The organism is Indolivaga capnocytophagoides (assembly GCF_036511535.1).
GTDB classification, from domain to species: Bacteria; Bacteroidota; Bacteroidia; order Bacteroidales; family Dysgonomonadaceae; genus Dysgonomonas_A; species Dysgonomonas_A capnocytophagoides.
Genome location: NZ_AP028867.1, coordinates 1,284,373 through 1,297,942, shown reverse-complemented (window position 1 = coordinate 1,297,942; position 13,570 = coordinate 1,284,373). Strand labels below are relative to the sequence as shown.

The window sequence follows — 13,570 nt, the reverse complement described above, 5'->3', positions numbered from 1 at the left end:
ATAAAAGTGACATGAATTTACGATATAAAGAAGATCTTAATGAGATAGATTGGAAATGTGTTCCCCGTTTATTGGAGAGAGTTGGCATGTCTTTTACTGACGAAGAAAAACATCGGATTTCTTTTGAAAACAGCTATGCCTCGATCTTCGTTTTTGATGATATAAAAATGATAGGATTCGGACGGTTGATCTCTGATGGTATAAGACAGTCTGCGTTATATGATGTTGCTATAGATTCTGATTATCAGGGCTTGGGTATCGGACGCGAAATTGTTGAACGTCTAATGCTTAAGACTCCCGATTGTAATTTTATATTATATGCATCACCTGGGAAAGAGGATTTTTATAGAAAACTCAATTTTAAGAAAATGAGGACAGGGATGGCTTTATTTTCTAATCCAGAAAGAATGGTAGACAAAGGTTTTATTGAGGAATAAATTAGGCTGTGTGAGATTTTCTATTAACTTTGTAAATAGAAATGTTAAAATAAAACGACAACGTTAGTTATTAGGCGATAATAGCACAATTTTATAAGAAAATCAAACACATACATCTATGACCCGACTATTTAAATCTGGGGAGTCGTTGACATACCCTACACAGGAAGAATATCTGGATAGTATATCTGTTGATTGTGTAATATTCTCTTTTCATGAGGGAGAAATCAAAGTGCTTCTTAATAAATTGTTAAAAAGCGAGAATTGGATGCTGCCCGGAGGTTTTGTTCGAGTGGATGAGAATGTTGATGATGCAGCTTGCCGGGTTTTGAATATACGAACTGGATTGGACGATGTATTCTTAAAACAATTTCATTTGTTTGGAGAGTGTAATCGTCTTGATTTTTCTGATAATAAGAAGTTTATAGAAGATCTGAATATGGATGCAGATGTTGCAAAGTGGTATTTACGCCGTTTTGTAACAATGGGATATTATGCATTGGTAGAATACACTAAAGTTAATTTGAATGTTTATCATGACGTTGAAGAACTAGACTGGTTTTCCTTAAATAAACTCCCTAATTTATACTCTGATCACCGTCATATTATAGACGGAGCAATCTCTTCAATCAGAATTCAATTAGGTTATGTTCCTGTTGGTTTTCAGTTACTTCCCGAGAAATTCACAATGCCGGAATTACGTATGGTCTATGAAGCTATTATAGGAAAGGAACTTGACAGAAGAAATTTTCAGCGTAAAATGCTTTCGGTAGGTTTAATTACTAAATTGGAGGAAAAAAGAAAGGCGGGAGCTCATAAAGCCCCTTATCTATACAGTTTTAATAAGGACAGATATGCAGAAGCTGAGCGTTCGGGTATGTATCTGATGTCTTGGAGCAGTTCGTTTTTCTGATGGATATGTGAAATTAACAAATAATGGAATTTATATAACGGCCGGAATTATTGTTGCGGCTTTTGTTTTATAATCAGCATACCTATAATTGTTAACAGTCCGTTCAGCATGAGTATTTCGTATCCAACTTTATAGTTCAGATAGTTTTGAAGAATAACTTCTATGGCATAGCAGGCTACTGGTGATGCAATGCAGACTATGGGCATATATTTATCCTTAATATTGGTTTTGGAGAATAATCCAAAGGTAAACATACCGAGTAAGGGTCCATAGGTGTATGAGGCAACTTTATATATTGTATTTAGTATATTATCCTGCCCGATGTAGTGTATAAGTAGAATGACTAATATAAAAACTAAGCTCATACCGAAATGAACTCTTTTTCTCATAGTGGTTGCCCGATCCTTATCTAAGGAAGATATATTTAGAATATCTACACAGAAAGAAGTTGTCAAAGATGCAAGTGCCGAATCGGCGTTGGCGAAAGATGCTCCTATAATACCTACCGTGAAGAATATAAGACAGCCTATTCCCAGGTAATTGCTTACGAGGAAGGGTAATATCTCGTCAGAAATCACTGGTAGAGTAATTCCCTGATGTCCAGAAAAGATAAGTAATAATACTCCTAAAGCCAGAAATAACAGATTGATCGGGATAAACATAAATCCGTATGTAAGCATGTTTTTACGGGCATCTTTCAGGTTTTTGCAGCTTAGGTTTTTTTGCATTATATCCTGATCGAGTCCGGTCATGACAATAACTATAAATATGCCGCTGAAGAATTGCTTGAAGAAATTTTGAGAGCTATTCCAATCAAAAACAAAAATATTGGAATGAGGGCTTTTACTGATATAATTAATTGCATCCGATACATTAAAATGAAGTAAATGCGAAACTTGCCATATAATAAGTATTACAGCAATAATCACAGATAATGTCTGAAGTGTATCTGTCCATATAATTGTTTTAATGCCACTCTTGCGTGTATATAACCATATAAAAAGAATAATACCCGTTACTGTAACTTCAAAGGGGATATTCCAATAATCAAATACAAGGGTTTGGAGTATAAGAGCTATCAGATAAAGTTTCGCTGCAGATCCTATTATGCGTGATAGTATAAAAAATGCAGCACCTGTTTTGTAAGAATAAAAACCAAAACGTTGGTCGAGATAAGTATATATTGATATTAAATTCAGTTTGTAGTATAAGGGTAATAAAACATATGCCACAGCAAGATATCCGAAGAAAAATCCGAACACCATTTGCATATAAGTCATATCGAATTTGCCAACCATGCCCGGAACCGATACAAATGTTACACCGGATATGCTTGTCCCAATCATACCAATGGCAATGATATACCATGGGGATTTTTTATTCCCTGAGAAGAAAGCATCGTTGTCCGAACTCTTTTTACTTATTATATGAGAAATCAGATAAAGAGATCCGAAATATGCAGCGAATATGATTAGTATAAGAGTTCCGGACATAAGTTACTATATGACTTTAAAGACTAAGAAAATGATCTGTAAGATCTTTCATTTGATCGAATTTGTGAGCATATGAGTCTGTATTTCCAAAGCCCCAGGCTGCAAAAACAAAGGGAACAGAGGCCAAATCTGATTGTTTACGATCCGAGTCGGTATCACCGATATACATCGGAGCTTTTAGATTGTACTGGTCAATCAGAGTTTTCATATTTATGTGTTTAGGCTGAAAGTTAGATCCGTACTCAATATAATCACAAAAGTAAGGTTTCGTTTCTGTGAAAACCATAAAATCACGAATACTGCCTTTTTGGCAATTGCTAAGGATAAATAATTTGTATTTTCTGGATAATTGTTCCAATCCTTCTAATACACCGGGGTATATTTCTCCACCTAATTGAGGTAATAATTCGTCTGTTTTGATAACAATTTCTTTATACAATTTCTCGATAGTTGATTCGGGTAGTTCTGGAAACATTACTCTATAGATTTGTTTTGCTTCCATACCCATGTATCCTTGTATATCTTTTTTTTCCACTTTTCTATCAATACCATTGGCGGCAAATACCTGTGTCCAGCAATGTGCGTAAGTAGCTACAGCATCCCAAAGAGTGCCGTCCATATCAAAAATTAAACTGTCGGGTTTCATTCGTTGTAGTTGATTTAAAATAAGTAACAGAAAGTATTTAATGATGTACTTTAAAGCGATAACCTGCTTTTGTTGTTATGCTTGCAAAGTTAATAAAAAGGTCTGAGACCCTAAGTAAATATGCAGTGGTAAAATTACGAACAAAAATGGATCAGTCAATTCAATTTTTGAATGATTAAGAAGTATAGCTCGGAATAATTCAGTAATTTTGAAAAACCATTGTTTTGAATTTATTAGTTATGGCATTTCTTTCGGTATCCTCTGTTCTTTCGGAAAGCATTTGTGAGAATTATTTATTAATTCCGGTTATAAATCGATTTGGACTGAAACTAGGTTTGGGAGAAAAGACCGTAGCTGAAATATGTCTTGAACATAAGTTGAATCCTGATTTTTTTCTGGCAATTTTGAATACATATCTGAATGAGGATTACTTTCCTGAGAAACTTTTGCAGGGATTCGATGTTGATTTAGTGAGCAATTATTTAAAACAGACCGATGGATACTATATTCATGCTCAGATTCCTAATATAGAGAAGCACTTAAATGCCTTTATAGCTATGAGCGATCCGAATAATACGCAGTTACTTTTAATTCGGAAGCTCTTTTTTAAGTTCAAAGAGGAACTGTTGCATCGTATTAATAGTGGATTATTAGACGACGATACTTCGTATGCTCTACTTTTAGACTTGAAAAATATTCTGATTAAGCATATTACGGGAAGTTTCAATGAGAATTTATGTTTTGCGGTGGTTTTTGCCGTAGATACGTTGTTGAATGATTTGGGTAAGCATAATCGTATACGGGAAAAGATACTTAAACCGATGATCAGCAAATTGGCCGAAGCTGGTTTTGATGATTGGCAGACTTTATTAAGCAGTGATGCATTGCCTGAGATGGATAGTGAAAAGACTATATCTCCCCGAGAATTAGAGGTCTTAAAGTTGATTGCTTTGGGGTTGTTGAATAAAGAAGTTGCTGATAGATTAAATATAAGTTTAAATACAGTGCTTTCTCACCGTAAAAATATAACAGCTAAGCTAGGAATAAAAACAGTATCCGGTTTGATCTTCTACTGTATCAGTCACGGATATATTTCTGCAGATGAAATTGAACTCTGATTTTAACCTAAAAAATAAGCCCAATATCTGAATAGAATATTGAGCTTATTTGTATATTGAGTCTGAAATCTCTTAGGAGAATAATATTGTTTTGTTTTTATATACCAATACTTGATGGTTGATGTGGTATTCAATCGCATGAGATAGCACAATCTTTTCCAAATCCTGACCTTTTCTAACCAAATCAGTCACGCTGTCTCTATGAGTAATGCGTGTGATGTCTTGTTCAATAATAGGCCCTGCATCCAGTTCTGTTGTGACATAATGACTTGTTGCCCCGATAATTTTCACACCTCTCTGATATGCGGCATGATATGGTTTTGCCCCGATAAAAGCAGGTAGGAATGAATGATGGATGTTTATTATACGATTGGGATATTCTCTGATAAAATCGTCGGTAAGAATTTGCATATAACGTGCAAGAACAATAAAATCAATGCTATAGTCTCGTAATAATGCTTTTTGTTCGGCTTCAATCAATTCTTTATTGTCCTTATTTATTTTCAGAACATGGTATTCTATACCGAACTTTTCCGCAACCCAGCGAAGATCTTCGTGATTGCTGATGATCAGTGGAATTTCCACATTCCACTCTCCGGCAGTGTATCTGGCAAGTATATCAAATAAGCAGTGAGACATCTTTGATACAAATACTGCCATACGGGGTTTATAATCATTGAAATAAAGACGGAATGTCATATCATACTTATTGGCATACATAGTTTGGAAATATTCTCCAATCTTTTCTTTAGGTATGATAAAGTTTTCTAAATCCCATTCGACGCGCATAAAGAAAATATTCTCTTGTTTATCGACATGCTGTTCGAGGCGGATGATATTTCCTCCATTTACATTTATAAAATCTGTTATTGCAGCGACCAATCCAGGTTGGTCAGGAGAATATATCAAAATAATTGCGCGCGAATCTTCCATTTCTATCTTAAGTTGGTATAATTTACTTTAATGATTGTAAACAGGTTAATATAATATAATGTAGGTGTTTAATCTTCTACCGGAATCAGATTATCGATGATAAATACCTGACGTTCGGGAGTATTTTTACCCATATAAAAATTAAGCATATCTTTCACAAGGTCTTCTTTCTTCATTGTTACCTTATCCAGACGCATGTCTTTGCCGATAAAGTGTTTGAACTCATCAGGTGATATTTCTCCAAGACCTTTAAATCGTGTGATTTCAGGATTAGCTCCTAGTTTGGCTATTGCTGCAATACGTTCTTCTTCGGTATAACAATAGATTGTTTCCTTCTTATTTCTTACACGGAAGAGAGGTGTCTGCAATATATATACGTGATTTTTCTTAATCAGGTCAGGAAAGAACTGTAGAAAAAAAGTAAGTAATAACAAACGGATGTGCATACCATCAGTATCCGCATCAGTAGCGATAATTACTTTTTTGTAACGAAGTCCATCCAGACCGTCTTCTATATTTAAAGCGGCTTGCAGTAGATTAAATTCTTCGTTCTCATATACAATCTTTTTAGTAAGCCCAAAACTGTTCAGCGGTTTACCTCGTAAAGAGAATACCGCCTGAAGATTCGGATCACGACTTTTGGTGATCGACCCGCTTGCCGAATCTCCCTCCGTGATAAATATACATGTATTATCCAGATTGTCTCCTTTAGAATCTGTATAGTGATAGCGGCAGTCTCGTAGTTTTTTATTATGCAAATTAGCCTTTTTGGCACGCTCACGAGCTAGTTTTGTAACACCGGCTATAGCTTTACGTTCCTTTTCCGACTCCAGAATTTTTTTTAATAAGCTATCTGATGTTTCTGCATCCTTGTGTAGATAGTTGTCGAGTTCTTTTTTGATAAAGTCTCCGATGAACTTTTGAACAGATGGTCCACCCGGTCCCATATCTTTCGATCCGAGTTTGGTTTTAGTTTGGGATTCAAACACAGGTTCTTCTACTTTTACACTAATTGCCGCAACTATCCCGCTGCGTATATCGGCGTAATCAAAGTTTTTGTTGTAGTATTCTTTGATAACACGTCCTACTGTTTCTCTGAAAGCCGACTGGTGTGTACCTCCTTGGGTTGTATGTTGCCCGTTGACAAATGAGTAATATTCTTCGCCATACTGATTGCTGTGAGTAATAACAACTTCTATATCTGCATCTTTGAGATGGATTATAGGGTATAGAGGCTCGGATGTCATGTTCTCGTTCAGCAAATCTGCCAATCCGTTTTTCGAGTGAAATTTTTTTCCGTTATATACGAGAGTAAGTCCTGTATTCAGGTATGAATAATTCTTTAATAAGCTTTCTACATATTCATCACGATATAGATATTCGCCGAAAACAGTTATGTCGGGTATAAATTCGACCAAAGTACCGTTATTGTCGTCGGTAGCTGATATCGGGGTTTCATTTGTAACAATAGCTTTGCTGTATTCAACAGATACGGTCTGCTTATCTCTGAATGCCTGTATTTTGAAGTATGATGATAATGCATTTACTGCTTTTATACCGACTCCATTTAATCCTACTGATTTTTTGAATGCTTTAGAGTCGTATTTGGCTCCAGTATTCATTTTAGAGGATACATCTTTTACTTTTCCTAATGGAACACCACGACCGTGGTCACGTGTTCTGACTTCTCCGTTTTCAATAGTAATTTCGATTGTTTTACCAAAGCCCATCATAAACTCGTCAATGGAGTTGTCGAGTACCTCTTTCAGCAATACATAGATTCCGTCATCAGGTGATGAACCATCTCCTAATTTACCGATGTACATACCCGGACGGCGACGTATATGCTCTTGCCAATCAAGGGTTTTAATGTCATCATCTGAATAATTTTCCTGAGGTAAATTAACTTCCAATTCTTCTTCTTCCATGCTTTGTTGTTTCAGTAAAAGGGTTTCGAACAAAGATAATGATTTTTACAAAAAAAATCAAGCAGGATTCATAGACTAATCCTGCTTGATTGATATATTAAAGTTTTTGACTTTCTTATTGTTCTGATTGATGTAATAGCAAAATTTCTAATCTCTTAAAATCAGATTTTTTTGATATAGGCTCTTCTTGTTTTATGGTGCTCGGCATTAAAGCCATCCCATTGATTTGCAACTTTATTATTACTCTCAAGTTCAGGGTTGCTTTCTGCAAATCGGAAACCGCTAGCATGTGATGACGGGATAAAGTCATTGAATATCATTGCATTTACACCTTTTCCTTGATATTCGGGTGCAACTCCTGTCAGAAGGAGGTCTACTTCTGGATTCGATTTACTTTTCAATGCTTTCAACAAATATATCCATCCAAACGGAAATAATTTACCTCTCGATTTTTGTAGAGCCACTGATAAACTGGGTAATCCGATACCAAAACCGACAACATCGTCAGTTTCTTCTTTTACTATAATTGTGACTACGTCCCAACGCAAAAGCGGAACATACATTTTTACGTAGTGATCTATTTGGTTTTTTGTCAAAGGTACAAATCCGTAGAGTGGGGCATAGGCTACATTTAGCAGATTGAAAAGCTTATCGACATAAGGCGTTACTTGTTTTAAACTTTTGAACTTCAAGACTTTCAATCCGAATTTGTTAGCGACAATCTGTGCAATTCTTTGGTGACGTTCGGGTACTTGTTCCGGTACGGGAATACGGTATTCGTGCCAGTCTACATCTTTTTCGAATCCCAATCTTTCTATTTGTTCTCTGTAATAGGGATGGCTATATGTTGTAGCCATTGTCGAAATACGATCATAGCCCTCTATAAGTAAACCTTCCCGATCGAGATCAGTGTAGCCCATAGGTCCTTGAATGGCGTTCATTCCTTTATCTTTAGCCCATTTTTCTGCAGCTGCAAAAAGTGAGTCGACAACTTCGTTATCATTGATGAAGTCTACAAATCCAAAACGTGCATGCAGTTGCTCCCACCGTTCATTTGACCGATGGTTGATAAAGGCTCCGATACGTCCTACTATTTGATTATCTCTGTAAGCAAGAAATAATTGCTGCTCACAAAATTCGAACGCCGGATTCTTTTTTTCATCGATAGAGGCCAGTTCATCCATTATTAATGCGGGTACATAATATGGATTGCCTTTATAAAGCGAAGTGGGGAATTTTACAAATTTTTTTCTTGAAGCTTTATCGTTTACTTCAACTATTTTTATCGACATTCTTTATACTTAAACTTAATAAGTAATTGAAATTATTTAGACTTAATTGACTTTGGCAGTTTTATTTACCAACCTAACGAACAGATCTTCGACCTTGTTACTCTTCAATTTCCACTGCAAAGATAAGATTTTTTTAATTCCAGCATGATTAAGTAAAAGAAAGTATTTAATGATATACTTTGGTCTAAGTAATAAATATAGATATGGAACCTTATATCCTTCGTATGGATGCTAATGAGTGTGTGTAATTTTCTGTTTCGGTATTAAAAATGCCAGTATCATCTATTTTGTCTATTCTTACTTTGCCTGAAGCGTGTATGATTTTGTTTTCGCCCAGATAAATACCTACATGCGTAATTTTTCCCATTTTATCGAAGAATATGAGATCTCCTGTTTCTGCTTCGTTTAATGAATCAATAGCGGACCCCTGTGTATTCTGCATACTAGCATCCCGTAATAAATTGTATCCGCATAATGAAAATACAATCTGTGTAAAACCCGAACAATCAATGCCCAGAATGTTTTTTCCTCCCCAAAGGTATGGTGTATTCAGAAACATTTTAGCAGTAGGAGCAATGTTTTGTTTTTTCTGATCTGATATGTAACTGACAAATGATGAGTGTATTTGGAATTTTTTACCTGAAACTTCTATACTGTTTGTTTCAGGATTATAATCTGGTAGTTTACTGCCTGCTGACAGGTGATATACCATCTTGTCGGTAAGGCAGAATGCATCTGCCAAAGGAACACAAGTGCGGAAAACCGGAGATGTTTGAAAACTGTTATGTTCGGATTCATTTATATGAGTTAGCATTTTTGTATCCACCCATCCTTCATATCCATCGTCCGAATCTTTAATTTTAGAAAACGAACCGGATATTTCTGTTATTTCACATGTTTGTCCAAACAGTAACTGTGTAACCATCTCGGATCTTTCGTCTGCATTGGCTCGTACCGGAAGCACGGTATTAAGATAAATCGCGTAATTTTCCATTGTTTTTTCTCTAATTGATGCACCCTATAACAAGGAGGATAAACTTATATACTTATTAAGTTTGTAGAATTAACTATTTAGCAAATATAATAAAAAAGGTATTGTTTAGTAAAATCGAACAATACCAGATTTTTTGAAGTGAAAGACTTTGAGGTGAATCTCGAATAGGTATTTTACCTTAATTTTCAAATTTTCGGGTTTCTTTTAATACTCCATTTTCATATAGTTCTTCCTTTATCGGCTTTCCGCTTAATGAATAGTATTTCCAGACTCCGGTCTTTTGGCCTTTGGTATATTGTCCTTTTACTTTTGTCGCTTTTGTTTCTGTATAAACCTGAGAAAACTCTCCATCGAGTTTACCTAAAGATGAATAATTGGATGTTTCTATATAGTCGGATAAATTACTGGTGTAGTATACAATCTGTTTACCGACTTTCTTACCATTTTCATAGTTCTCATCCATTTTAAGATTGCCTTCGAGTGTATATCGTTTATATGAACCATGCTCTTTGCCATTCGAGAAGTTGCGTTCTGATTCCAAATTGCCATTAGTATAATATGTTTTTGTTTGGCATAGTTTATTATCTTGATATACCTTTATCTCTTTGGGTGTTTCTGGATCATAGTACTTAATCCATTCTCCGTCTTTTTCTCCATTTTTATACTCTCTTTTTTCTTTTAGATCACCTGAAGAAGATACCTCTCCCCATTCTCCGTTCATGTATCCATTTTGGTACGAGATATACGATCTCAGTTCATTATTCTTATAATATTCCCATTTACCAATGGCTAATCCTTCATCATTGAATTGAGCATTAATGTATTCGGTTGTTACGCCTGTTATTATTCTAACTTTTCCTTTTACTGGGGTTTTTGATTCATCTCTGTTGTGAGCATAGGTTTGCCCGTTTCCCAAGTTAACTAGGTTTATGTCACTGATTCTGATTGATTGTTGTCCTCGTATCTGTATGCTGAATGTTGAACATAAAAAGACAAATAAAAAGAGTACTTGCTTCATATCGTGTTGTTTTATTAAATATAATCCCTAAGTGTATTTTTATAAATATGGCGGATCTTTTAAAGGATCCGCCATTCAATATAAGATAAATCTTACGATTATGCTAATTTCTCAATAATCTCATTCATTGCTTTTTCCAATCCTTCGGAATTTTTACCTCCGGCTGTTGCAAAATGAGGTTGACCTCCACCTCCACCTTGTATGTGCTTAGCTGCATCACGAAGAATTTGAGATGCATTCAATCCTTGAGCCACTAAATCATCCGAGAGCATAAGTGTAAGGGTTGGTTTTCCACTGATCTCGGTTGCACCGATGAAAACGGCATGATCGGTGTATTCACCTCTGATCTGGAATGCTATATCTTTTGCTATTTCAGATGGAAATTGTCCTTTTAAAGAGAAGATCAATATACCGTTTGAGAATTGTTTGTTTTTTACAACCGAATCTTTTAACTGAATTGTTTTCTCTTTCATCAAACCTTCGACATGTTTTTTCATTTCGGCATTTTCTTCAAAGAATTTATGGAATGCCTGAATCAGGTTGGGAGCATTATTCATCAAAGATTTTAATTCAGTAATCACATCTTGTTGAGTATAGAAGTACTCTTCACAAACTGATGCTGTAATAGCTTCGATACGTCTGATACCTGCAGCAATAGAACTCTCATTCACAATACGGAATGAACCTATACGGCCTGTTGATGATATATGAGTTCCTCCACATAGTTCGACTGAGCTTCCAAAGCGGATTACACGTACTTCGTCGCCGTATTTTTCGCCAAATAGAGCCATAGCTCCCATTTCCTTAGCTTCGGCAATAGGTACTTTTCTGGCTTCTTCTAGGGTAAAATCTTCTCTTATTTTTTGAGTGACTAAACGTTCTACTGCCCGTATTTCTTCGTTTGTCATTTTCTGGAAATGAGAAAAGTCAAAACGGAGTACTGACGGCGATACAAATGAGCCTTTTTGTTCGACATGTACACCTAACACTTCTCGTAAAGCTTCGTGCAATAGGTGAGTTGCAGTATGGTTGCATTCAGTTGCTATGCGGTCTTCCTTATTTATACGGGCTGTGAAATGTGCAGTAACATCTTTTGGAAGTCTTTTTGTCAGATGGACAGATAGATTATTTTCTCTTTTTGTATCAAGTATTTCTATCTTCTCATCATCATTTATTAACCATCCGGTATCACCAACCTGACCACCCATTTCAGCATAAAAAGGAGTACGGTTTAATACGATTTGATAAAACTCATTGCTTTTTTGTTTAATCTTGCGATAACGAAGAATTTCGGCATCGGTTTCGATATAGTCATATCCTACAAATTCGGGATCTCCTTCACGAATCGTAACCCAATCCCCTGTTTCTATAGCCGCGGCGTTACGTGCACGATCTTTCTGCTTCTGCATTTCAGATTTAAAACCTTCTTCATCCACAGTCATTTCGTTTTCACGAAGTATAAGTTCTGTCAAATCCAGCGGAAAACCGTATGTATCATATAAGGTAAAAGCATCGACACCATTTAACACCATCGATTTCTTTTCTTTTGTTTCTGTTATTTGTTTTTCAAGCAGCTTGATTCCTGTTTCTAGAGTCCTAAGGAAAGATTCTTCTTCTTCTTTGATTACTTTCTCTATCAATACCCGTTGTTGAACTAGTTCGGGATAGGCTTCCCCCATAGTTTCAATCAGTGCCGGTATGAGCTTATGCATGAAGGCTTTGTGTTGATTCAGAAATGTATATCCATAGCGGACTGCACGGCGTAGAATGCGTCGGATAACGTATCCGGCTTTAGCATTGGATGGCAACTGTCCATCTGCAATAGAAAATGCTATTGTCCGGATATGGTCGGAAATAACCCGCATAGCGATATCTTTTTTGCTGTCTGTTCCGTATGTTGTATCCGATAATGTTCCTATCGCTTTGATCAGAGGTTGGAATACATCAGTGTCGTAGTTCGATTTTTTTTCTTGTATAGCCATGCAAAGCCGCTCAAAGCCCATCCCTGTATCTATAGTTCTTGCAGGAAGAGGTTCTAATGATTTATCTGCTTTGCGATTGTATTGCATAAATACCAGATTCCAGATTTCGATTACATCCGGATCTTTGTTGACAAGTGCAGCTCCGTCTATTTTAGCTCTGTCCTCATCGGAGCGTATATCTATATGTATCTCGGAACAAGGACCACAAGGTCCTGTTTCTCCCATTTCCCAGAAATTGTCTTTTTTGTTTCCATTGATTATTCTGTCTTTTGGAAGATGTTTTTCCCAATATCCGGCAGCTTCAGTATCTCTGTCAAGTCCTTCTTCGGGGCTGCCTTCGAATACTGTAACATACAGCCTGTTTTTATCTAATTTGATTACTTCTGTCAGGTATTCCCATGCCCAGTCGATAGCTTCTTTTTTGAAATAGTCGCCAAATGACCAATTGCCTAGCATTTCGAACATGGTATGATGATATGTATCATGTCCTACTTCTTCTAGGTCATTGTGCTTGCCACTTACCCGAAGACATTTTTGAGAATCCGCGACTCTGGGATATTTAATAGGTGAGTTACCTAATATAATATCTTTGAATTGGTTCATTCCGGCATTCGTGAACATCAGGGTAGGATCGTCTTTTATAACCATAGGTGCAGAAGGAACGATCTGATGTCCTTTTGATCTGAAAAATTCTTTGAATGAATTACGGATTTCTTTAGAAGTCATCATGTTTTAGTAATTGTAAATATTTAATTGTACTGTCTGATTTATAATTTACTTTGGCTTTTAATGTAACTGATTATGTATTAGTAGGGT

At 36.0% G+C, this 13,570-nt stretch carries 11 protein-coding genes; 3 read left to right on the top strand and 8 right to left on the bottom strand.

Annotation, left to right across the window (positions count from 1 at the left end; translation table 11 throughout):
* Positions 1-11: 11 nt before the first annotated feature.
* On the top strand, positions 12-437 hold the full coding sequence (locus AABJ51_RS05400) for a GNAT family N-acetyltransferase (protein ID WP_026627475.1): 426 nt from the start codon (positions 12-14) through the stop codon (positions 435-437).
* 118 nt (positions 438-555) lie between these two features.
* Positions 556-1,350 carry an NUDIX hydrolase gene (locus AABJ51_RS05395; protein WP_051290817.1) on the top strand — a complete coding sequence of 265 codons (795 nt, stop codon included), beginning with the start codon at positions 556-558 and terminating at the stop codon, positions 1,348-1,350.
* 47 nt (positions 1,351-1,397) lie between these two features.
* Here AABJ51_RS05395 and AABJ51_RS05390 read toward each other — a convergent pair whose 3' ends face one another.
* Both AABJ51_RS05390 and AABJ51_RS05385 read right to left on the bottom strand, forming a co-directional pair.
* Positions 1,398-2,843: a sodium:solute symporter gene (locus AABJ51_RS05390; RefSeq protein WP_338374684.1), complete on the bottom strand. Its 1,446-nt coding sequence runs from the start codon at positions 2,841-2,843 to the stop codon at positions 1,398-1,400.
* Positions 2,844-2,859: 16 nt separating this feature from the next.
* Positions 2,860-3,489 (bottom strand): HAD family hydrolase, encoded by a 630-nt coding sequence (locus AABJ51_RS05385; protein WP_338374683.1) that lies wholly within the window; start codon positions 3,487-3,489, stop codon positions 2,860-2,862.
* Positions 3,490-3,728: 239 nt separating this feature from the next.
* On the opposite strand from AABJ51_RS05385, the gene AABJ51_RS05380 reads away from it, so the two are divergent.
* The gene (locus AABJ51_RS05380) at positions 3,729-4,607 is read left to right on the top strand and encodes a helix-turn-helix domain-containing protein (RefSeq protein ID WP_026627471.1); all 879 of its coding nucleotides are present in this window, start codon (positions 3,729-3,731) and stop codon (positions 4,605-4,607) included.
* A 72-nt stretch (positions 4,608-4,679) separates the two neighbouring features.
* Here the strand turns inward: AABJ51_RS05380 and purU are convergent, their stop codons facing one another.
* The 6 genes from purU to alaS all read right to left on the bottom strand — a co-directional run bounded on the left by purU (position 4,680) and on the right by alaS (position 13,483).
* Positions 4,680-5,540 (bottom strand): formyltetrahydrofolate deformylase, encoded by an 861-nt coding sequence (gene purU / locus AABJ51_RS05375; protein WP_026627470.1) that lies wholly within the window; start codon positions 5,538-5,540, stop codon positions 4,680-4,682.
* Between the two features lie 68 nt (positions 5,541-5,608).
* Positions 5,609-7,468: a DNA topoisomerase IV subunit B gene (locus tag AABJ51_RS05370; protein WP_338374681.1), complete on the bottom strand. Its 1,860-nt coding sequence runs from the start codon at positions 7,466-7,468 to the stop codon at positions 5,609-5,611.
* A 161-nt stretch (positions 7,469-7,629) separates the two neighbouring features.
* Positions 7,630-8,760 (bottom strand): hypothetical protein, encoded by a 1,131-nt coding sequence (locus AABJ51_RS05365; protein ID WP_338374680.1) that lies wholly within the window; start codon positions 8,758-8,760, stop codon positions 7,630-7,632.
* Between the two features lie 211 nt (positions 8,761-8,971).
* Positions 8,972-9,754 carry a C40 family peptidase gene (locus AABJ51_RS05360; protein WP_134435360.1) on the bottom strand — a complete coding sequence of 261 codons (783 nt, stop codon included), beginning with the start codon at positions 9,752-9,754 and terminating at the stop codon, positions 8,972-8,974.
* A gap of 178 nt (positions 9,755-9,932) precedes the next feature.
* Positions 9,933-10,772: a toxin-antitoxin system YwqK family antitoxin gene (locus AABJ51_RS05355; RefSeq protein ID WP_338374679.1), complete on the bottom strand. Its 840-nt coding sequence runs from the start codon at positions 10,770-10,772 to the stop codon at positions 9,933-9,935.
* Between the two features lie 98 nt (positions 10,773-10,870).
* On the bottom strand, positions 10,871-13,483 hold the full coding sequence (gene alaS / locus AABJ51_RS05350; RefSeq protein WP_338374678.1) for an alanine--tRNA ligase: 2,613 nt from the start codon (positions 13,481-13,483) through the stop codon (positions 10,871-10,873).
* Positions 13,484-13,570 lie beyond the last annotated feature (87 nt).